Source organism: Bacillus sp. BB081 (assembly GCF_008368895.1).
Lineage (GTDB): Bacteria > Bacillota > Bacilli > Bacillales > Bacillaceae_G > Bacillus_A > Bacillus_A wiedmannii.
Window position 1 is genome coordinate 71,548 of record NZ_QOZX01000029.1, and the last position, 23,251, is coordinate 94,798.

Consider the following 23,251-nt stretch of genomic DNA (forward strand, 5'->3'; position numbering starts at 1 on the left):
TAAGGACCAATGAAAGCACAAGTTATCCATTCTTTTGGAGATTCATCCGTATTTCAATTAGAAGAAGTTGCAAAACCGAAACTTTTACCAGGTCATGTTCTAATTCATGTAAAAGCAACTAGTGTAAATCCAATCGATACGAAAATGCGTAGTGGCGCTGTTTCATCAGTTGCTCCTGAATTTCCAGCTATTTTGCATGGTGATGTAGCAGGTATTGTTATAGAAGTGGGAGAAGGCGTTTCGAAATTCAAAACTGGTGATGAAGTATATGGATGTGCCGGGGGTTTTAAAGAAACTGGTGGTGCACTTGCAGAGTTTATGCTTGCTGATGCGCGATTAATTGCTCACAAACCTAAAAATGTAACAATGGAAGAAGCAGCTGCTCTACCATTAGTTGCAATTACAGCTTGGGAATCTTTATTTGATCGTGCAAACATTAAATCAGGTCAAAATGTACTCATTCATGGAGCTACTGGTGGCGTAGGACACGTAGCCATTCAACTAGCTAAATGGGCAGGTGCTAAAGTTTTTACAACTGCTTCTAAGCAGAACAAAATTGAAATAGCTCATCGTCTAGGAGCCGACATAGCTATTAATTATAAAGAAGAATCTGTTCAAGAATATGTTCAAAAACATACGGATGGCAACGGATTTGAAGTTATATTTGATACGGTAGGTGGCAAGAATCTCGATAACTCTTTTGAAGCTGCTGCAGTCAATGGAACTGTCGTAACAATTGCAGCTCGTTCAACTCATGACCTCTCTTCTTTACACGCAAAAGGACTCTCTCTGCACGTTACTTTTATGGCGTTAAAAATATTACATACAGATAAACGTGACGCTTGTGGGGAAATTTTAAATAAACTAACGCAAATAGTAGAAGAAGGAAAACTTCGCCCATTGCTAGATTCGAAAACTTTTACGTTTGATGAAGTTGCACAAGCACATGAATATTTGGAGTTGAATAAAGCAATAGGAAAAATAGTGTTGAAAAACGTTTGGTAACTAAAATCCGATAAAAATAACGATTGCTCGTTGCTAGAAAGTAACAGAGTAAATAAAACTCCTTTATTGCTAACATCATTTATCAAATTTCATGCTGCGAGCGATCATAGGAAGAATAGTAAAGTTGCATACAGGTCCATTTTATGCAACTTTATTTATTATATTTTTTAATCCCCTCTACATGTATGTTACATACATGTCCAACGGAAAAGTTATTGATATATCTGAATTACGAAAACTTCAAATTGCTGCCCCTCTTCCATAAGAACCTATATATCTAAAATTTACTGTTGAACTATCTAATCCTTGAAAACCCCAGCTGAATCCAACTATATAATTTCTTACAGTTAAAATACGAAAACAACACATATTTTGAGGACCTCAATTGCCCTCCCTTTTCTGAATAAAAAATAATATTAAATTCATTAATTTAATGTGATAGTATATATTGAACTCTTCATGAGACTATCATTCATATTACTATTTAGGAGGATTTATGAGCAATCAAAATAATAATGAAGCACCAAATAAAATGGAAATCGTAGTCATGATTTTAGGACTATTTTTACCACTCTTCCTTCCTGCTCTTCTAATGCTAGCATTAGGGAAATGGATGCCAGATGAAATTGTATATTCTGGAGTCATGTCATTATTTATTCTGTCCATTGAGTTATTCATAGTAGCTGCTATTTTCACTAAGATTTTAAGTGTTTGTGGATTACCTGAAAAGAAACTAGATGAATTAGGATTTTTAGGATTTACGATTTCAGTGGTTACATCATTCTTAGCTACTTATGTAGGATATTTTGGCATAGCTAAAGTTGGATTAACTTCGGTTCAACTATCACCTCATGGCATTTTAATTATAGCAATCGTATCCACAATTATCTTAACTATTTTATTAAAGGTTTTAGATAAATTTGATAATCAAGACGAGCTAGATAAAAATAAATAAAATTGCAAACTAAAAAGGTATGCTTCAAATGGAGCATACCTTTTTCTTAATTACTAATTTAACATGAGAGATGCCACAACGCTAAAAGCTTTCCATCCTTTACAACAAGTAAAAAAATAACAGCCAAATTTTTCTTATAGTAGAAAATCCGGCTGTTTTCATGTCGCAATTTGCTGTTTGTATATTTCCGTTTATAGATAAAATACAATTCACTTGTCTTACCATCTTTACCTTCAACAGAATATTATGTTGTTTTTAATTTATTAAAATACACTACGTACTAATCCCCCGTCTATTCGCAACGCGGAACCATTAATTGCTGAAGAAAGTGGGCTACTTAAGAAAGTGACAAGATGAGCAATTTCTTCTGGTCGAATAAGTCTTTGAATGATAGAGGTTGGTCGATTCTCTTTCATAAATCGCTTCTCAGCTTCTTCTATTGTCAATTGCTCATTAGGATAAAGACTATTTAACATAGTCTCCACTCCTTCCGTTAAAGTCGAACCAGGCATTATAGTATTAACAGTCACATTCGTTCCTGTCGTCAGCTCAGCTAAACTGCGAGAAAGTGACAGTTGCATCGTTTTAGTCGCACTATAATGAGCCATTTCTTGAGATGGCATAATGGCTGCTTCGCTAGCAATAAAGATAACTCTTCCTTCTTTTCTTTCAATCATTTTTTTTAAATACGAGCGAGTGAGTCGAACACCACTCATAATATTGACTTCAAACAATTTAAACCAATCTTCATCAGGAATATCAAAATATTCTACAGGTTCAAAAATTCCTAAGTTGTTAATAAGAATGTCTACTTCAGGGTACTTTTCAATCACATTTTGGCACCCTTGTTCTGTTCCTAAATCAGCTACTACGGGTTGAAGAATAGCATCAGGATACTGCGCTCGAATTTCTTTTATCGTTTGATTAACATTTTCTTCACGGCGTCCATTAATAAGTACAGTAGCTCCTTCCGCTACTAATGAAGTGGCAATTGCTTTTCCAATCCCTGCCGTAGATCCAGTAACCAGTGCTGTTTTTCCTTTTAATTGCATATGCATATAGATCCCTCCCAGATTCATGTGCTAGATTATTGACTTTGTTGGAATAAATAATTACGTTTATATTGTGGTTCACTTCTCTCATCTTTAACAGAAAATAAGCAGATCGACCCTTTTCTCAAAAAAGTATAAACGAAAGTTATGTAGCTATTTCACTCTGTACTGAATTAGAAATCGAATTTATCAGCATTTTGATTTACTCGATAATTCTGATTCAAATCATTTTGCATTATTCTAATGTAAAAAATCACATCAACAGCAGCGTAAAGCTAAAACCAACTAGTAAATACCATTATGATCCATATTAACTAGAAAGAAAATTACGCACTTTAAAGTTCCATAGGAACAAAAAAGTGCCCTATATACCATAATTTCTAACTTTTTATATTTACTAACGCAGTATGCTTTTCTATCATAGAAAAGAGTGTAAAATTACATATTCTTACATACAGTTTTAGGATTATTTTTATCCTAATTAACTAAAAAACTATATAATACATCTTATTGTCCAATGTTATAAGAAGTTTTATGCACTTAAGAAAGAGTAATTTAAAAACACCTTATTACTTATCCAAATTACCAATTAATGCGAGATAATAACACTTGAAGTAAAATGACATTCTAAAAAACCTTGCAGAAAAATTCTACAAGGTTTTTGTCTATGCATACAAATTAATCATTACATTAAAATAAAGTGAAACTTTAATCAGTGGGGGTTTTCTTCATCCCTCACTGATTATTAGCTGAACCAATCGGACTTTTATGGGCAGTTGATCCCCCACCTAACTTCTTTGCTTTCGCTGAATTTTGAGGTGAGGGTCTTACTGCCCATTAAAGCGGGATAAAAGGGTTTATAATTCATCACAATAGTATTAAATATAAGCTGCTTTAAAGGCTTGTTGGACAGCTTGTACTTCTAATGAGTTTTTACCATTTTCAAGAATTACTCATTATATAAGCTATCTTTATATTTATTCATATACGTTATTTTTTGTGGTTCTGATAACATATTTATTGCCATCCACACATTCTTTTTCATTTCTAATTTTTGCATTGGTATCTCTTTTAAAACAGGATTACTTATAATCGCTTCCATTTCTCTATCAATTCTTTGCATAAGATTTTCTTCTGGATTATTTTGCAAAGAAGTATTTTTCAATCCCCATTTTGTCATTATAAATTCATTTGTTTTATTCATAGGATTAATAATAGTAGCTTTACTAGTTAATCGTTTTTTTATTTCATCATGATAGATTTTAATTCTATACCCTTCTTTTAGTGGAATGGTATCTTTTACAATCGTTACGTTTGTTCCTTCCATTGCCCTCGTATAAATTTTTTCCCCTTTATCATTAAACACCTCAATTGATGCATATTTTTCACCTGCATAATAGCTATGAGGCGTTTTAGTAGTAACTGTAAAAACAGCTCGCTTTTGCTCTAAGTCTGTATTTAATTCAGCAAACTGATCATCTCCTAATCCTAGGAATTGAATCGTTTGATTTACTAACTTGCTCATTTTCATTTCGTTAACATCAATCGTTAGACTATTATCTTTTTCTTTTACATAGGCATAATACGTACTGAAATGGTACATACTATCCGTTTTCCCACCTGAAATCTCAACCGTATAGATTCCATTTGGTACGTCTTGTAATTTGATATCTGCTGTTTCAATTGTTTTTTCTTGAATAACTGTATTCCCTTCTTTTAATTTAATTTTTCCTCCTTTCAATGTATCTATTTCATTTGTATTTAAATGGATATGCAACTTCCCTTTTAGTCCAAGTGAAGCAATTTGCTGATTCGTAACTATTTCAAAATTGGAGTTTATCGGAATATCAGGGTCAACTAGAGATCTCGCTTTAGCTAATTGTGATTCAGGCACTATATAAGCTAAAGAAGTAACAGCCGGATAACCTTTCGCCCTATTAATCTCTATTTGTTTATTATTAAGTTTAAAGCCCCATCTTTCAAAAACGGCTGTAAAATCAACTTGTGCATTTTCACTATAATACTGATTCATTAAATCTGGTAAAGAATGGTCGCTTTTTTTAAAAGCAATATTGCTAGCTAGTTTTCGATAACCTTGATACATTTTTACAAAGGCTTCATCGCCAGCTTTTTGTTTCGCCATCGTTAAAAGAATAAGTTTTTGTCGTAAATCTAAGTCATCATAATTTTTATTTTCTTTCATTAGAGCATTGTATAAATTCCATTCTACCTGTTCCTTCTTCCCAAAATTAAATAACCAACCAACTTGATCTGCTTTTTTGCCGTATTTACTATATTGATATTGAACACCAAATAGATTATTAGAAACTTCTCCTGTAAATATTCCTTGATTATCAAAACCAGCTTGGTATCCATGGGCGATTTCATGTAAAGTTCCCCAACTTAGTTTATCTAACCACATCTTTGTGCTATCTGTACTATTCGCTGTCCAATTTGCGCCATAATAGGCACCGCCAGCACCGGATATATCTGCTTTTAAGAAATAACGATTTTGACTTTTTTTATTTTCAACCGTTGAGCCATCTAACCCAATAATTGAATCATACATTTTAAAAATATCTTCATAATACGCAATTAACTCATCCAACGATTGAAAATCTTTTAAAGACCTTACTAACTCTTTATCTTTTTTAGGTACAAATAATTGGAAACTCTCCCCTTGAATTAATGCATACTCTCCATCAAATTGATCCCATGTATTAAAAAATCGAGATACATTTCCCTGTTGTTTATAAATGGGAAGAGGTTTAGTAGTACTTTTATTCTCTACTTGGTACTCAAGTATGGCGCGCTCTTCACCACCATACGGAGTATCTATGAAAGGCACTAAAGGCGTATCACCTTGAATAGTAACCCATTCATTTCCTACTTGTATGGATTTTTCATTTTTTGAGTCATTAGATAATAAGCGTAATGTTAATTTGCCTTTAAAATTAGGATTCGTTTGTCTTACCTTTAATGGTGTATTTCTCTTCAAAATAAATCCTAAATCTTGTCGATCATGATATTTCCCCTTACTTATGCCCGCCTGGAATATCCAAGTAGGCTCTTCTAAACTAGTAATTTCTTTTACATTTGTTCGTTCATCAGCATGTAAGTGTATATTTCCTATGAGGAAAAACATTGTATACACGATACCTATAACAAGTAACCTTTTCATTTGTACATCTCCTTTTCTATTTTTTATATACAAAATACAATAAAATCCTCCTCCTTCTTCACTTATAACTGTGTTCAGTAAGTTACTTATCAGTGTAATTATTATAGTTACATTAACTCATGATTATCAATCATTAAATGTATGAAATTTTGCATATATGAATATTTAATGATAAACCCCAAAATATCGTAAAACGGGTTATATAATTCTTTTTCTTTAGTAGAAATAACTTTAGCCTCAAACTGCTTTAAAAGATGATCATTTTCCTTACAGATTCCATCCCTTTCTCTTATTAATTCGTTCATTCTTTTTTCATCTTTTGATAACATTATTTCCATAAAGTTCATATTAACGTGATAAAAATTAGATTCTACAATCCCAATCCACTCAATTGGTAGTAAATTATCCTCATACATATTAAAGGAAGTACTTTTCCCTCTTTCTAATCTCCAAAACCCTATTAGGGATAATACTATACATGCAATACTTGATATAGTTATTAATATGTTTAGTTTTGTACCAACCTTACTGTTTCTTAATAATTCCAATTCATTTTATATATTCTAATATATAATTTAAGTAATGTTTTTTATACTAAGAATCCAAAAATTCATGATTATGAACACATCCCATTAATTCTTTAACTTCTCATCCAAAATATCCGCAAATACTGCGGCACCAGGGGAACCCATCATTGATATATAAATTACACTTCCATACAAGACTAACTTAAAAAAATTTTTTCTTATTTCTCATTTTTCTATTTCCTCTCTATTAGAAGTACTCCCAGCACATCACACTTTAAAGAAACGGCGGTATTCCCTCATGCCCATCAAGCTAAGATAATATACGTTTAATTTCAGGTAAGATTTTTTCTTTTTCTAAATATTTAGTACAAATTTCCAAATAGTTTATATTAAATTTTTGAAAAAAATCTAATATAGTTGATTTTTATTTAATCTTGGCTTGATAGCGACGGGGCGGTACCATTAGTACTGCCCTAATACGTTACAAATTTTTTATAAAAGGTTGTAACGTCCTACGTTTTTGACCATTCTGTACAACGATAACTTTGGTTTATTGATTTCACTTGTAATCTGGTAGCCTAATCTCTGATACAATTTAATGGCAAGTTGGTTCTCTTTCTTTACTGTTAGAGAGCATTTGGCAAAGCCTTGCAGGGAAGCCTGTTCCTCAGCAAACGCAAGTAGTCTGGTACCTATCCCCAATCCTCGACTTTCGGGAAATAAGGCGATTGTTCCGATGTGAAACTCGTCATCTTCTCCCTCCTTCAAGGTAATCATGGAATAAAGCATTTTGATATTCCGAATGTTATAAACAAGAAAACCAAACTTTCGGAATGAAAGTAGCTGTTTAAAAGTGGGCCAAGCAAGACGATTTAAAACGGGGATGGGATAGCAAGTAATCATCCCTAAAGTTTTCCCGTCCATTTGAGCTTCATAAGCGTATTGATGACTAAAACGGTTGTTCCCCTGCCGCCATAGCTTACAAAATTCCCCTTCGACTGTGTTCTTCTCCTCAGATCCTGCAAGTGGAAACGCCATGTATTCCAATGCCATTATATTTAGCTGGGCGCCGACCATGGATTGTTGAACAGCCTTTACTATAGAGATTTGATTCATTTCCCAGTACTCCTTTTCGCTTTATATATTATTGATGTTAATTATCATGGATTTGTATTAGTTCACTCCCTTCTCAAATCACCCTTAGCTTTGAAACCATAATAAAATGTATTTAAAACAAGCTCTGCAGCAGATTTTTTAGCCACATTTCCTTCATGTACTTGTTCCCAAGTATGGAAAATCAGGGCATAAAGCGTATTCAAAATCCATTCGCTGCTAACCGTTTGCTGAAAGTAACCACGTTGTTGTAACAGCTCAATAACGCGTCGTATAGGTTCCCTCAGCTTCTCTTCGGCTTCACCTAATTCTTTGTTGTTAAATACAGATGCATCATGACCTAGAAAATAGATTTTGTCACCTAAAGGGATTAACACTTCAATGAGTTCTGGAATATAGTTTTCACTTCTTTCTTCATCCAGTGGGATCTGGTTTACGGTATCACTCACCAGTTGTATAGCCCGATGGCCCAAGAACAGCATCAATTTCTCTCTGCTTTCGACGTAGCGATGGAGTGTAGCAATGCCAATTCCCGCATATTCCGCAATTTCATTCATCGAAGCAGTAGGATTTTCAACAAGCAATATAGTAGCCGAATCAAGAATTGCGTTAAATCTCGCTTCCTTTAACGTTGATAAGTCTTTCTTCATCGTCAATCTCTCCCTTTTTATATATAAATTCGTCATTTTTTGATAGATAAATATATCATTTGATATTATGATAAACAATCTCAAACAAAGTGTCCAGCTGCTAAATTTAGCTTTTCCAAAAGAATTATATTACTGAAACTGATAGTACTTTGAATGTTTCATTTTTAGCATTTCATTATGTAGATGACGATGAAGAGATTAATTTTTGGATGTAATACATACAAAAGCCAAAGGAAATGGTACGAGTCGCTTTCTTAGTAGAGAAAATAATCACATTAGCTGGGTTTTTTAAGCTATTTTTCACGATGTTCCCTTGTGATATTTTTATTTTTTTCACTAATATGGTTATCCTTCTTGCTAATTTTCCCAGCATTTTTTCATTGAATCCATTTGTACTTCATTTAATTACTGAATATTTTATAATGAAGGTACTTTCTGCATAAAGTTATCGGTTTACTTTAAAATTCACTTCCGGGTATTTGGTCATCAGCCTTTTAAGGATTGAGCCGTCATCCTTCTGTTTTACATACTGGTCAAAAAATGCCAGGCTGAATTCGTTGATAACGCGATGAACTTCCTTTGGATTTTCACCTGGGCTCTGCAACAGTGGGGAGAACAAATGTAAATCAGTGAAGCTTGTATGATCTGTATGAGGAATGACCATTGACATACCACCGCCAGCTAACCCACGTTCATATCGCTCCCTCACTTTATAGGGATCTGCTTCATCAGGCTCTTCTGCACTCATGAGCAGAAATGGTTTTCCAATCCCACTTTCAGGTAAAATTTCCCCATACAAGGCGCCATCCATATTAATAGCTGCTTTGACACGAGAATCTTTTGCAAGTATTTGTGCTGCGGTAGCTCCACCGTAAGAGTGCCCAAACATTCCAATTCGTGAGGTATCAAGCCTTCCTGTAAAGAAGCCGGTCTCATCGTTTTGGTTAAGTTTCTCTATCTGATTAAGCACAAAGGTGACATCTTCCTCCCATAATTTTATGTGGCTATCCCCTTCGTCATCAGTTAAATTGAAGGGCTGTACGTAAGCAACTCGACCATCTGGAAAGACGGTAGCTGCAGTATCAAAGGTATGATCGATACTTAGAACAATATAGCCTTGACTAGCCAACTCCTCAACTTCAAACGTGTTTTGATTACGAAAACCATTAAAACCATGAGAGAAAAGTAATATGGGATAATGATTCTCTGAGTCTGAGAGCTGTAAATCCATAAACGAATGAGATTTTCCCAATTCTAAGTGGCTGAATGCAAATGTAGGAATGGACAATGTTTTTTCCAATCCCTTGGAGAGCTCATTTATGTTACGAATGTAAGGTTCTTGATCCTCCTTGCTTTTTTCAGCTGCAGGATACCAAATTTGCACCATCAGTTCGCGTCGATCAGTTGGATTTTGCGAATATGGTTCATTTCTTTGATGATCAACCCAATGATATAGCTTCGTACCGACCCTATGTGGGCCAGTTGGTTCTTCAAATGAAAATATTGGCATAAGTAAGGGTAGCACAACTGCTACAGACAAATAGATGCACAACAGCAAAGTTTTAACTATGAATATACCCCGGCTTCTAAAGCCCTTTTTTCGCCCAGCTAATAAATAGCATAAAATCAAGATAACTGGGGATGCATATGCCGGAATCATCTGCCATCTAAAACCTTCTACCAATAGCTGAACTGTAACCATTACAACAGCAACCAAAGTAGCTAATTTAGACCACTTTTTCGTTTCTCTGCCTACTAACAGTATCCAACTCAATAGACTAAAATTCACAACTATCAAAACGATTTCCCAGAAATTCATTGGCCTATCTCCTTTGAATGCATTTTACTTCTAATTAAAGAGGTAATTTTCAATCTGAGCAAAAACAGATGAAACACCTATATAGTTGCACCAATTATGCTTAATAATCGTTTCATCCACTATACTCTTTTCTTCAAATTAAAAACTTAAAATGCCCAGCTACCTTTACGGAAAATTGGCTCTACAGTTCCATCTGGTAGAATACCGTCGATGTCCATCTCACTACTGCCAATCATAAAGTCCTCATGTATTACTGAACTATTTGCACCTAACGTTTCAAGCTGATCGTTATCTAAATCCCTTCCACCCTCTAAGCAAGTTGGATAAGCTTTACCAATCGCTAAATGGTTCGAGGCATTTTCATCAAACAATGTATTAAAATATAAAATCCCCGATGCTGAAATTGGCGATAGATGTGGTACAAGTGCTACCTCACCTAAATAGCAGGCGCCTTCATCCACATTAATAAGCTCCTGTAACAAATCATGTCCTATCTGTGCTTCAGCTTTAATAATTTTTCCTTCTTCAAATGTCAGTTTAAAACCGTCGATAATATTCCCTTGATAAACTAATGGTTTTGTATTGCTTACATAGCCATTTACACCTTGTTTCATCGGTAACGTATAAACCTCTTCTGTCGGCATATTAGCCATAAAGATAGTATCATTTGGCGTTTTACCACCTCCAGTAATCCATTTATGCTGTGGAGCTAATGCAATTGTTAAATCAGTACCTGGCGCTGTATAGTGAAGCATCGCATATTTTTTATTGTTTAATAGGACCGCACGAGATTCTAAATTTGTTACATGTTCACACCATTTTTCAACCACATTTCCTTCACCGATACGAACAGCTTTAAAAATAGCCTCCCATAATGCTGGTACTTGATCCTCAGCTGCTAAATTCGGGAACACCTTCGATGCCCACTTTGATGAAGGAACTGCTACCATCGACCAAGCTATTAAATCCTTCATTACGGCGTTGCGATTGTTTCCTAGAGCAGCTCCTGATACCTTTTGATAGGTAGCTAGACGATCAGCTGAAATACCTGTAAATCTATCGGGGTCTGTAGCATCTATTATTAATAGTGCGCCATTACGTTCAATCAGCTCATCATTCATTTTAACTATCCATTCTGGGAAACGATTAAATTCTTCATCTGAGGCATGATCAAAGTAAGCATGATCCATTTCCTCATCCGAAAAATTAACATGAACACGCCCAGCCCCAGCCTTATAAGCCTCTTTCACAACTATACGGACGAAATCCAATGCATCCACTGATGTATTGACTAATAAGTATTGCCCTGGTTGAATATTGACACCAATTTTTACCGTAAGTTCTGCATATGCTTGTAATTTTTCTTCAAAAGTCATATTATTTACCTCACTTTTGTCCAATTGTTTTTGAATTCACTTCACAAACTTGCCTTCATACCATACTTTCTGAACAGGTTTTCCAGGATTTTCTCTTGTCTATTTTTTACGTTTTTCATCAAGACATGATAACAACTTAGACAGAAATATATTTCAATGAGTTTCGATGTTTTTACCAAATAATCTAATACAAGGGTATCAAGCACTACATAAAGTTATAGCGTTCTTTATTGTGAAGGCTCACTCATTTCTTCCCAATCATTTCAATGCTGCTGCACCTAAATGCTTCCCATCAATGGGGCGTTTAACAATCTCAGTCACACCTTTCTTTGTATAAAGTTATTTTTGATATATAAATCTATCATTTAATATAAATATAAATCATCCGAAATGAATTTTCAAGCAATTAAATTTATTTTTTCAAATTTTTGGTAGCAACCTATGTAAAACTGGATTCTAACAACGGCAGCGATAACGGTAAGATCTTTATGCATAAATGGATAAGAAATTACTGCTAAATATTAACGAGCCGATGTACTCTTAACTGGGTAAAAATCGGCTTTTTTATGTCAAAACTTTCTTAGCATATATTTTCGTTAAAATGTGGGCGGTACCCCATGCCCATCAAGCTAACATTTTGAAGTGCCCCCCAAAACAAAGAAATGTACAACTTCATGCGAAATTGTACATTTCTTTGCTTTGGGTGTTATAAAATTCTTAAGTTGATGGATATGTGATATTCCCTGTAATCCCCAAAAAAATGAGGAAAGACATATGACATATGTCTTTCCTCTAAAATTGTAATACTCAATATGCTCTTGGCTCTATTTAATTTTCTAATTAAATCTTTACATACTTTTCTTTATAATATTTCCTAACTCTGTCCAACTTGTAATACGCGGGATATTGAGATGTTGATTGTAAGAAGTAGTTTTTGCATACACATTTATCGGTTTTCCTATTAATGTTTCTAAGACAGCCGGCTTATCATCAAAGAAATAGTTTAATTTCATTTCTTGTATAAAGTGTATTTTTTCTTCATCCTTCATTCCATAGAAAAAGCGATCTTCATGTACCGGAAAACCTTTTTCTATTAACCATTTTTTTGTTTGCTCTCCATGCTCTTTAGGTCGCGCCGTTATATAGTAAATTTCATGTCCTTGTCTTTCTAATTCTTGCAATGTCTCTACTGCATACGGAAACGGTGAACAAGAAGTATAATAAATCTCATCCAGCAAACTATTCCACATATGACTGCCTTCCTCCGAAGTCATGCCAAATGCTTCATGAATTTCAATTATTTTTAAAGAATGAAACACATCCAATCCTACTTTTTTGTTTAATTTTTTATTATATAAATGAAAAGCATGCTGCCTTAAATCAATTAATGTATCATCGATATCAAATCCAAACTTCACTCTTCATCGCTCCTTTCTGCAATCCATTCATCGGAAAATATAAGTAGTTTTTAATCTCCTTATTTCTCATCTTTCCGATATTCTGGATAGCCAATAAATCTATAATCTTTTCCAACCTGGGTAAATGATATATCCTTAAATTCAATTGCATCTTGCATTTTAGTAATACCAGTCCCCTCTACAAAGCTAGGGGCCAATCTCCCCCCAATAATTTTAGGGGCGAAATATAAAATAAGTTTATCCATCAATTTATTTTCAATAAACGAAGCATTTACCTCTCCACCACCTTCAATGAGCAGGGAGGAAACTCCTTTTCGCCCTAAAACATCAAGCATCTCATATAAGTTTATATGCTTTTCTCCGCTAGTAACAAATACTTTGACTCCTGCATTTTCTAATGCTTTCTTTTTTTCCGCTGCATGATTACTTGTTGTAAATATCCAGGTAGGGGCTTCCCTATCTGTAACAACGTTAGCTTCCATTGGTATGCGTAATGTTGAGTCCAAAATTACTCGAATTGGATTTCTTCCATTTGGAATACGCGTTGTCAATGATGGATTATCCTTTTGTACAGTATTCGCTCCTACTAAAATAGCTGCATTTTCGTTTCGTATTTGGTGTACTTCCTGTCTTGCCTCTGTAGATGTGATCCACTTACTATCCGATAAAGAAGTAGCAATTTTCCCATCTAATGTAACTCCTGATTTAATCGTTACAAATGGGCGCTTTGTCATAATATATTTATTAAAGACTTCATTCATCTTTTTAGATTCTTCTTCACATACTCCTACAAGCACTTCAATACCAGCATCTTGCAGAATTTTAATTCCACTTCCAGAAACAAGTGGATTTGGATCAAGTGTAGCAACTACTACCTTCTTAATTCCTGCTTGTACAATTGCTTCTGCACAAGGTCCTGTTCTTCCATGATGAGAACAAGGTTCAAGAGTTACATAGATTGTACCACCACGGGCTTGCTCTCCCGCCATACGTATCGCATGTATTTCGGCATGTGGTTCACCAGCCTTCATATGTGCTCCGATCCCTACAATTCGATTATCATTTACAATTACAGATCCAACCAGTGGATTTGGAGTGGTTTGTCCCTTCATAGCCTTGGCATTTTCTAGTGCTAGCTTCATATACAATTCATGCTCAAGCATGTAAGTGTCCCCCTTCAAAATGTCCAGAACGCTGAATCTTCGTTTGCAAATATTTCTCATTAAACTCTGAGACATCCCCCCATAACGGTTCACGACTCGTAACATTTAATCCAGCTTTTTGTAACGCTTCTAATTTTTTCGGATTATTTGTAATAAGTTTTACAGGTTTTGAGCGTAGTGCTTTTAATACTTCAATTGTATCATCATAGTTTCGAACATCATCTTCAAAACCTAAGTTTAGATTAGCTTCTACTGTATCTAATCCATTTTCTTGCAAGAGGTACGTCATCGCTTTACTAAACAAGCCAATCCCTCTTCCTTCATGATTCGCTAAGTAAAATAAAGCGCCTGAACCATGTTCTGTAATCATTTGTAAAGACTGCTTTAATTGGAATCCACAATCACAACGTTTACTACCAAAGATATCACCCGTGTGACAAATACTATGCATACGAATTAGGGCATCTTCAGAATTCTCAAAATCACCATATACAAGCACACTAGATTGCTGCATATCAGCTAAATTAATAGATGAAAGTTTTTCAATAATTCCTTCTACACTATTTGTAACCTCACTACATTGTAACCAAGAATACCATTGGAAAACTTTAGTCTCCCCATATAAATTAATTGGCAATTTGATAGGACCTACTAAATATATATCCTTTCCATCTTGATGTATAAATTGAATTTTATCTTCTAACATATGAATTGTATCTGTTGTAACCATTTGGTACCTCCTAGTATAGAGAATCTCTAAAAAATTCTCTTCCATTGTTATATTTTTTATTGTTTAACTTACACAACGTAAGTGTTTTTACAGATGATATTCTTTTTTCTCTCAGCTTATATGCAATATGTATTATTACAACTTTGGCCATTTAAAGAAAAGAGTTTCAGTTACATAAAACAACTTAGTTACTTTATGTAAGTTAGTATATATTCGTAATTAATTTACGTCAAGTAATTAATTATAAAAACATTTGTTACTAATAGTAAGATGTTATATAATTTATTTTAGGAGGTGAAGGAAAATGAATGATTCTACATTATGCCCTCGCTTTGAAAAAGGAATGAAATTTTTTAGCCAACGATGGACAGCACTAATTATTTACCAACTTTTTTCTGGATCTCAGCGCTTTTGTACGCTTGAATCTTCTCTTCCTGTTAGCGGAAGATTACTTTCAGAAAGATTGAAAGAATTAGAACTAGAAGGAATTGTCGAACGTAAAGTCTTTCCTGAGACACCAGTTCGTATAGAATATTCTTTAACTCAAAAAGGATTTGCTTTGGAAGCTATTATTCGCGGAATAGAAGAATGGTCACAGGAATGGATAGAACTTGAGGAATAGCATAAAAGCTTTTTCGTATATATTTTTAAGTAATCAAATTACAGATACCTATGATTAAAACGCTAGGTTTTCAAGCATTTATGAAAACCTAGCGTTTTTTAATGAATAAAATTAAAGAAATAAAAAAAGGTGATCAAAACGATCACCTTTTTCCTTTAAAGATTAAAATAGTGTTTTTAACACCTTTTATTCATACATACTCGATTAATAAAAAGAACGAATAAACTTTTTTGTAACTAAACAGTTTTATTTTCACAATACAATTAGCTTCCCCCGTTATTTACGGACAGTAAGACCAATACTAATTAAAGTTTTACTTTATTACTTATGAAATTTCACACGCTCTTCAAGTGGTTGGAATTCTTTTTCTCCTGGTGCAGCCGTTGGATTACCAAATGGCATTTGTGCAATTAGTTTCCAATTAGCAGGAACGTTCCATTCCGCTTTCACTTCATCATCAATTAATGGATTATAATGTTGTAAAGATGCCCCTAATCCCTCTGCTTCTAATCCTGTCCACACGACTAATTGGTGCATACCTGATGCTTGGTGTGACCAAATTGGGAAGTTTTCAGCATATGCAGCAAATTTTTCTTGAAGCGATTTAACGATAGCCTCATCTTCAAAGAATAGTACTGTTCCATAACCAGCTTTAAAAGAATCCATTTTTTGTTGCGTTCCTGAGAAATCTCCATCTCCAACTACTTTTCTTAATGTTTCAGTTGTAATATCCCATAATTTATTATGAGCTTCACCAAATAATACAACTAATCGCGCAGTTTGAGAATTGAAAGCTGATGGAGTATATTTCACAGCAAACTCCACGATTTCTTTAATTTTTTCATCCGATACTTGTACCTCTTTGTTAATTCCATAGTAAGTACGTCTTTCTTTCAGTGCAGTATAGAAATCTTTTGTCATAATTCATTTCCTCCTAAGTTTTAATATTCTTCAAAATGATACATTGCGAAGATAATATGAGTTGAAATGAGTTCATTTTTGAACCATTGAACTCCCTAACACCAATTGCTAGTCATTCTGAATCTAAACACACTGCTTCCTTCAGTTTCCCTAAAAAAATCCTTATAACATCATTCATAAAATCTAATCATCATTCGGTACTATTTTACCCATTCTCTATTCATGTATCCTGCTTGTTTCATATTTACACAAATATGAAAATAACCTTAAATTGATGGTCAAAAAAGCCAGGCAGCATGAATAACGCATTACCTGGCTTTTTTCATTTTTAATTTAAATTCAACTAAACATTACCAATGAATAGTAGTAAAGACTATATCCGTTACTTATTTAATGATTAACATCTCATAAGGATGTTGTTCCGTAAATCTATTCTCCCAAGGAATCTCTAATGATGTCCAATTTGAACCGCTATCTACCGACTGATAAACACCTTTATTACTAAATAAATAGAACGTTCCATCACTTGTTGCCTTTAATACTGGTATGATTGTGCCTTTGGGAGTTGGTAAACCTGCATTCATTTCTGCCCAAGGCTGATCTTTTTCTTTCTTATAAATATATGATTCACAATTTCCATTATTGTAATCATGTGCTACGTGTGGATTTGACGATGTTGCGATAATAATATTTTCTGGATTATTTGGGTTAACTGCCATTTGATATGCGTAATGATGCTTTAGCCCACTACACATATAGTTCCAAGTCTTACCTCCATCATTACTCTCCGCATACTCTTGACCTGGTTCTTTCAAGAATGAATCACCTAACACCCCGTATAAACGATTTGGGGCATTGCGATGTGATTTAAGCACGTGAAAGTTCCCCTCTTTTTCCTCAGTCCATGTCATACCGCCATCTACACTTTTAATTAATCCCCCAACTTCAATAGTCGTATAAATAGTTTCTGGATTATTAGCATCAATTTCAATGTGTTTTACATGATGCGTATATGTTCGTTGAGGAAAGAACCATGATGAATACGATGGTATTTGTCGATAATCCGTTAGCAGTTCAAAACTGTCTCCTCCATTTTTAGATACAAACATTGCGCTCGGTTCAATTCCTACATATACAATCCCGTTACCGTCATCCCCCTTCGCTGGAGATACAGCAACCGCTGTAATAGCTCTCATATGAATAGCATCGGCTGGGAACACTTCACCAAACGAAGGTAACGTACCAATCGCTTCCCATGAACTTCCTCCATCTTTGCTTCTCCATAATCCCCTATCAAAAGTACCACAATACATTCTTTCTGGGTCGTATGGATCAGAAGCTAAAGCAACTGGATTCGCACCTACAAACTGCGATTGGACGCTCCATGTTGAATCTTTTTTTTCTGCAATTACAAGTTCTCTATCAAACGCTACTATGAATTTTTCCATAACTAAAATCTCCTCTTTTCATAATATATCTACTGTATTATTTAAATTTTTTCCGTTACAAGTTATGAGATGAAACTTATATGCTATAGCATATAAATGATAAATTTTATAAGGAATATGTGATTAATAACTTGCATTATATCATTTGTTAACTTCACATCAGTATGATAAACAAGATGTCCTGTTAACTCATATAAGTCCATATGCCACCTCCAAATAAATCGCAATTTACATGCTATAGCATACATAATATAGAATGCATTATTTTATGTCAAACTTTAATACTGTTAATCAGTTCTTTAGATCGCCTAAAGTAATTTAAAAGTCATAATATAAACAGAAACACTTTATTGAATAGAAAATAAAAAAAAGAGTGCAACTTTCGCACTCTTTTTACTCATTTTTATTAGAAATCGAAGTTATCAGGATCTGGACCAACGCGGTGATTTTGGTTTAATGCATCGATTTTTTCCATATCTTCTTTCGTTAACTCAAAGTTAAATACATCAGCGTTTGCAATGATGCGGTGTTCTTTCGTTGATTTTGGAATTGTAATAACTCCATTTTGAAGATCCCAACGTAAAATAACTTGCGCTGTTGTTTTACCGTGTTTCTCAGCAATTTCTTGTAATGTTTCGTTATCTAATAATTGTCCTTGCATTAATGGTGACCATGCTTCCATTTGAATACCTTGTTCTTTACAGAAAGCTTGTAATTCTTTTTGTGTCAAACGAGGGTGGTATTCTACTTGGTTAATCATTGGCTTAATTTCTGCATCTTTTATTACATCTTGCAGATGATGGATTTGGAAATTACTTACGCCAATTGCACGTACACGCTTTTCTTTATAAAGTGTTTCTAACGCTCTCCACGTATCTTTATATTTCCCTTCTACAGGCCAATGAACAAGATATAAATCTAAATAATCTAGTTTTAATTTTTTTAAACTCTCTTCATACGCAGCAATTGTTTCTTCGTATCCTTGGTCTGCATTCCATACTTTTGAAGTGATAAACAATTCTTCTCTTGAAATTCCAGTTGCTTCAATACCTGCACGGATTCCCTCACCTACAGCTGCTTCATTTCCATAAATCGCCGCTGTATCGATACTACGGTACCCTGCTTTAATTGCTGATTTAATTGCTTCTACAAGTTCTGGTCCTTCTTCTACTTTAAATACACCTAAACCGAACCAAGGCATTTCTACACCGTTATGCAATTTTGTTGTACTTTGTAAGTTTTTCATTTTATTTTCTCTCCTTTTATTTTACTTGATCTCGTTTTTCTAATGCCATACTCCACGCTGTTAAAATAACAGCACCTACTACCATAATGCCGCCTACCCAAGCAGTATGAATTAACCCTAACGAGTTCGTTACAATACCGCCTAAATAAGCACCAAGAGCAATCCCAGCATTAAACGCTGCAATATTAATTGCCGATGCAACATCGACAGCACTCGGTACAAATCGTTCAGCTAACATTACGACATATACTTGTAACCCTGGAACATTCATAAATGCGAATAGCCCCATTAAAATAATTGTGATTAACCCAGCTACCTTAAATGGTGCCGTAAATGTTAAAACAAATAATATAATCGCTTGAATAAAGAACATGTAGAATAGCGCTCGAATTGGATTATGATTGGATAATTTTCCGCCAATCACATTCCCTATCGCAATGGCAATTCCATACACTAATAAAATGATAGTAACCGTATTTGCTTTAAATCCTGTTACCTCTTGTAATAACGGAGATAAATACGTAAATGTTACGAATGTTCCCCCATATCCTAATGCAGTAATAATGAAAACTAGTAACAGTCTTCCATTCGTAATCAGTTTAAATTGATCGCGGAATGATACAGACGCACCTTTTTTCATATTAGATGGAATGAGAATACTATTTGCAATTAAGGCGATAATTCCAATTACTACAATTGCTAAAAATGATGTTCTCCAGCCAAATTGTTGACCAATAAATGTTCCAATTGGTGCCCCTGTAATAGTCGCAACTGTTACGCCAGTAAACATAATCGCAATCGCGCTAGCCCGTTTATTTTCTGGGACAAGTGCCGCAGCAATTGTTGAACCAATTGACATAAACACACCATGCGAAAGTGCAGAAACAATTCGCGCAATAAGTAATACAGTGAAGCTTGTTGCTACCGCTGCGATTCCGTTACCAATAATAAAAATAATCATAATCCACATTAATAACGTTTTTCGTGACATATTAGCTGTTAATGACGTTAATACTGGAGCCCCAAACGCTACGCCTAACGCATATAAAGAAACTGTTAAACCAGCTGTTGTAACCGACACATGTAAATCTTCAGAAATAGATGGTAATAAACCGACACTAACAAATTCAGTTGTCCCAATCCCGAACGCACTAATTGCTAGCGCTAATAACGCAAATATACTTCTTCGATTCGTCTGAACTTCTGAAGACGATGCTGTATATGAATTCAATTGAGTTTCCCCTCTCCCCTATAATTCCTATCATAATAGTGCGATAAAAAGGCCCTTTTATCTTCTAAAAAATATATTTAATCTCTACAAACGCTATTATGAATGGTTTCATTCTCTTTTTAAAGAACGCACTTTAAAGTACTATAGGTACTTTTTAGTACCGTACGTCTCACTTTTCTCTTGCATGTACTATTATGAAATACATGTAACATAATGAATAGTACGTACTTTAAAGTGCTGTAGGTACTAAAAAGTAACATAGTTAATTACTAGTACCATAAAGCTTGTTTCTCTCTCACATGTGCTATTATGAATGATATTTAACATAATAAAAAGTACGTACTTTAAAGTACTATAGGTACTAAAAAGTAACATTTATATAACCTAATTTATTTTGCTCAAAAATTGAAATCTACATTCCATGAAAAAGACTTTCAAATGAAGAAATACACTTTCCCGTAGAGGCAACTTTAGAGAACATTACTTAAACATATAAAGGATCATGTTCATTACCACAGACAAATAATAAAAAGGCAAAAACGAACAGAAATGTGTTCATTTTTGCCTTTTTTATTTAATGATTAAAATGTACGACTTTTGGAAAGGAAATCTGCATTAGCTCCTGTTATACCACTTTGTCCCCAGTTCCCTGGAATCATTTCACGAATAAGAATTAGCACTTTATCCAAAGGTGCATGAGTATATTTAGATGTTACTTGTGTAAGTTCGTTTACCCACTTATCCTTTGTCTCTTGATCAAATGTATTCCATATATCAATCTGAATAATAGCCATTCCATTAACGTTACGACCTGGTGTATCGTAAGACTCTTTTGTCTCCCAATCGGACACCCTACTTTTCTCAGCAAAGGTAGCATCACTTGCTACAGCCCCAGCTTTACCCCAATTTTCTTTCTCAAGTTCCGTTATCAACACTTGAATTTTGTCAGGGACAATTTTTAATAGTTTTATTGTAAGTTCCGTTACATTATAAATAAATTCCTTCTTTTCTTCTGTTGACATGGTTGGCCAAGTATTTAGCTCGATTAATGGCATAGTATTGCCCCCTAAAATTAATTATCTATTGACTAGTTACAACTATTAGTTCAAATGATTTTTAACTGCTCTTACTACCAATTCGTGATCTTCTTCTGGTGGTAATCCTGAAACTGTTATCATTCCAATAACCCCTACGTTTTTTATCCTGATAGGAAAGCATCCACCAAACGCAGCATATTCCGAAGTATCTAAAAGATATTTTTCATTATATGAAATTCCAGTTATTTCACTTTGTATCTGCATATAATACGAGCTACAATCATGCAGGGAAACGACTCGTTTTTTACGCTCAATCCATTTCGTATTTTCCGCATTTGTCCCTGTCATCTTGAAATGAAATAATTGCACACCATTTTTCGTTATATCAACAGCAATCAATTTCCCCTCTCGCTTTGCTGTTTCAACGATAAATAAACCTAGTTGCAAGGCATCTTCATTTGTAAAAGAGGAAAATTGAAGCGTTTCCTCCTCTTTTAAAATTTGTTTACTTATTTCATTCAAATTTGAAGTACTCATATCTTTAACCTCCATAATTGTTTTATGCCACACCGACATTTTTTCGAAATTATTAGGCCATATAGTACAACCTTTCAATCAATCTGATTCCAAATAAACTGCTGTAACATCGTTGGTAACTAGTAGTACCGTAAAGCTTGTTTTCTTCTTACTGGTGCTATTATGAATGATATTCAAAGTTATAAAAAGTACGCACTTTAAAGTGCTATAGGTACTTTAAAGTACTTTTCTACTTATCCTCCTCTTACAGAGACTATTATGAAATATATTTAACTTATTAAAAATGTATGTACTAAAGAATAATATTTTTAATAACAAACTTTTTTTGCGCAATGGCTATATTTCAAATTCATCAAAGTTTTTTTATCAAGACAAACGAAAAATAAAAAACCTAGCCGATACTAGATTCTTTTCTGATCAAAAAACACTCTTATATTTCTCGTGTCTCGTTACAAAAGACTTAGAATAGAACTTCTACTAAAGGCTCATTTTAATTACAGTAAAAGATTGATGAAACGAATACATTACACCACCTAAAAATAGGAGGCAACAAAAATGAGTGAAAAAACAGCAGGCTTCTCTCAAGTAAATCACGTTGGGATTACTGTAAGTAATTTAGAAAAATCTATCGTTTTTTATGAAGCATTAACGGGTAAGAAAGTATCAAACATCGATGAAATTGGCGGGAAAAGAATGGCGCAAACCCAAGGACTTGAAGATACTCGTATTAAATATGCCAACCTTCACTTAGACAATTTGAACATCGACATTTTAGAATATGTTCTTCCTAAATCAGATAAAGCCTCTTACTCAAATGATCAAATTAGTGCGATGCATCTTTGTTTTGAAGTAGAAGATATTGATGCAGCTGTGGAACGTCTAAAAGCAATTGGGATCGCACCAGATGGCGAGCCGATTGTCTTCCAGGAAGAAGATGGATTGAAATCTGGATTTGGTACAGGCGTTGCCTACTTCCGTGATCCAGATGGTACTAATTTAGAGCTTATTGCTCCAAAAGGTCCATTTAGACGTGATTAATTTAAATATATTAATACCAAAAAAACCACCTCTTATAAAGGTGGCTTTTTGTTGCTAATGGTGAAGATTAATATTGAGGTCTGACTGACACCTATTCCTTTTCCATATCTTTCATCATAGCATCGAAAGAATAGTCTTATAGCCATTTCAAATATTTCGGCAGCACTATATCGCTAGCAAGC

The 23,251-nt window shown here is 34.2% G+C and carries 19 protein-coding genes and 1 pseudogene; 4 read left to right on the top strand and 16 right to left on the bottom strand.

What is annotated here, in order from left to right; all coding sequences use genetic code 11:
* The first annotated feature begins 9 nt into the window (after positions 1–9).
* Both DN394_RS15095 and DN394_RS15100 read left to right on the top strand, forming a co-directional pair.
* A complete protein-coding gene (locus DN394_RS15095; RefSeq protein WP_098705102.1) occupies positions 10–1,005 on the top strand; it encodes a zinc-dependent alcohol dehydrogenase family protein in 996 nt (331 codons plus the stop codon).
* Positions 1,006–1,501: 496 nt separating this feature from the next.
* Entirely contained in the window at positions 1,502–1,960 is a 459-nt protein-coding gene (locus DN394_RS15100; protein ID WP_149293930.1) for an epimerase, read from the top strand.
* 263 nt (positions 1,961–2,223) lie between these two features.
* Here the strand turns inward: DN394_RS15100 and DN394_RS15105 are convergent, their stop codons facing one another.
* The 10 genes and pseudogenes from DN394_RS15105 to DN394_RS15155 all read right to left on the bottom strand — a co-directional run bounded on the left by DN394_RS15105 (position 2,224) and on the right by DN394_RS15155 (position 14,989).
* Positions 2,224–3,018, bottom strand: a complete 795-nt coding sequence (locus tag DN394_RS15105) for an SDR family NAD(P)-dependent oxidoreductase (protein ID WP_088667206.1) — start codon at positions 3,016–3,018, stop codon at positions 2,224–2,226.
* Between the two features lie 943 nt (positions 3,019–3,961).
* Entirely contained in the window at positions 3,962–6,193 is a 2,232-nt protein-coding gene (locus DN394_RS15110; RefSeq protein WP_098705117.1) for a putative mucin/carbohydrate-binding domain-containing protein, read from the bottom strand.
* Positions 6,194–6,378: 185 nt separating this feature from the next.
* Positions 6,379–6,741, bottom strand: a pseudogene (locus DN394_RS15115) (MCP four helix bundle domain-containing protein); the annotation flags it as partial.
* A gap of 471 nt (positions 6,742–7,212) precedes the next feature.
* Entirely contained in the window at positions 7,213–7,836 is a 624-nt protein-coding gene (locus tag DN394_RS15120; protein WP_149293931.1) for a GNAT family N-acetyltransferase, read from the bottom strand.
* Between the two features lie 62 nt (positions 7,837–7,898).
* Positions 7,899–8,483, bottom strand: coding sequence for a TetR/AcrR family transcriptional regulator (locus DN394_RS15125; RefSeq protein ID WP_098705105.1), 585 nt, complete (start codon positions 8,481–8,483; stop codon positions 7,899–7,901).
* Between the two features lie 445 nt (positions 8,484–8,928).
* Complete coding sequence (locus tag DN394_RS15135; protein ID WP_149293933.1) at positions 8,929–10,302, bottom strand: alpha/beta hydrolase family protein; 1,374 nt, start codon at positions 10,300–10,302, stop codon at positions 8,929–8,931.
* A 146-nt stretch (positions 10,303–10,448) separates the two neighbouring features.
* Positions 10,449–11,678 carry an aminopeptidase gene (locus DN394_RS15140; protein WP_098705108.1) on the bottom strand — a complete coding sequence of 410 codons (1,230 nt, stop codon included), beginning with the start codon at positions 11,676–11,678 and terminating at the stop codon, positions 10,449–10,451.
* Between the two features lie 848 nt (positions 11,679–12,526).
* Complete coding sequence (locus DN394_RS15145; protein WP_098705109.1) at positions 12,527–13,096, bottom strand: 5' nucleotidase, NT5C type; 570 nt, start codon at positions 13,094–13,096, stop codon at positions 12,527–12,529.
* A gap of 59 nt (positions 13,097–13,155) precedes the next feature.
* Positions 13,156–14,259 carry a bifunctional diaminohydroxyphosphoribosylaminopyrimidine deaminase/5-amino-6-(5-phosphoribosylamino)uracil reductase RibD gene (gene ribD / locus DN394_RS15150; protein ID WP_098705110.1) on the bottom strand — a complete coding sequence of 368 codons (1,104 nt, stop codon included), beginning with the start codon at positions 14,257–14,259 and terminating at the stop codon, positions 13,156–13,158.
* A complete protein-coding gene (locus DN394_RS15155) occupies positions 14,252–14,989 on the bottom strand; it encodes a GTP cyclohydrolase II (RefSeq protein WP_000258865.1) in 738 nt (245 codons plus the stop codon). The genes ribD and DN394_RS15155 overlap by 8 nt, the downstream gene beginning before the upstream one ends.
* Before the next feature lie 304 nt (positions 14,990–15,293).
* Here DN394_RS15155 and DN394_RS15160 point away from each other — a divergent pair, with 304 nt between their 5' ends.
* Positions 15,294–15,611: a winged helix-turn-helix transcriptional regulator gene (locus DN394_RS15160; protein WP_001000104.1), complete on the top strand. Its 318-nt coding sequence runs from the start codon at positions 15,294–15,296 to the stop codon at positions 15,609–15,611.
* Between the two features lie 321 nt (positions 15,612–15,932).
* Here the strand turns inward: DN394_RS15160 and DN394_RS15165 are convergent, their stop codons facing one another.
* The 6 genes from DN394_RS15165 to DN394_RS15190 all read right to left on the bottom strand — a co-directional run bounded on the left by DN394_RS15165 (position 15,933) and on the right by DN394_RS15190 (position 22,070).
* Positions 15,933–16,532, bottom strand: a complete 600-nt coding sequence (locus tag DN394_RS15165) for a nitroreductase family protein (protein ID WP_149293934.1) — start codon at positions 16,530–16,532, stop codon at positions 15,933–15,935.
* 386 nt (positions 16,533–16,918) lie between these two features.
* A complete protein-coding gene (locus DN394_RS15170) occupies positions 16,919–17,980 on the bottom strand; it encodes a WD40/YVTN/BNR-like repeat-containing protein (protein ID WP_149293935.1) in 1,062 nt (353 codons plus the stop codon).
* A 406-nt stretch (positions 17,981–18,386) separates the two neighbouring features.
* Positions 18,387–19,226, bottom strand: coding sequence for an aldo/keto reductase (locus DN394_RS15175; protein WP_149293936.1), 840 nt, complete (start codon positions 19,224–19,226; stop codon positions 18,387–18,389).
* A gap of 16 nt (positions 19,227–19,242) precedes the next feature.
* Positions 19,243–20,457: an MFS transporter gene (locus DN394_RS15180; protein WP_098705705.1), complete on the bottom strand. Its 1,215-nt coding sequence runs from the start codon at positions 20,455–20,457 to the stop codon at positions 19,243–19,245.
* 581 nt (positions 20,458–21,038) lie between these two features.
* Entirely contained in the window at positions 21,039–21,512 is a 474-nt protein-coding gene (locus tag DN394_RS15185; RefSeq protein ID WP_098705706.1) for a tautomerase family protein, read from the bottom strand.
* Positions 21,513–21,557: 45 nt separating this feature from the next.
* Positions 21,558–22,070 (bottom strand): heme-degrading domain-containing protein, encoded by a 513-nt coding sequence (locus tag DN394_RS15190; RefSeq protein WP_098705707.1) that lies wholly within the window; start codon positions 22,068–22,070, stop codon positions 21,558–21,560.
* Between the two features lie 516 nt (positions 22,071–22,586).
* Here DN394_RS15190 and DN394_RS15195 point away from each other — a divergent pair.
* Complete coding sequence (locus DN394_RS15195) at positions 22,587–23,069, top strand: VOC family protein (RefSeq protein WP_098705708.1); 483 nt, start codon at positions 22,587–22,589, stop codon at positions 23,067–23,069.
* The last annotated feature ends 182 nt before the right edge of the window (positions 23,070–23,251 follow it).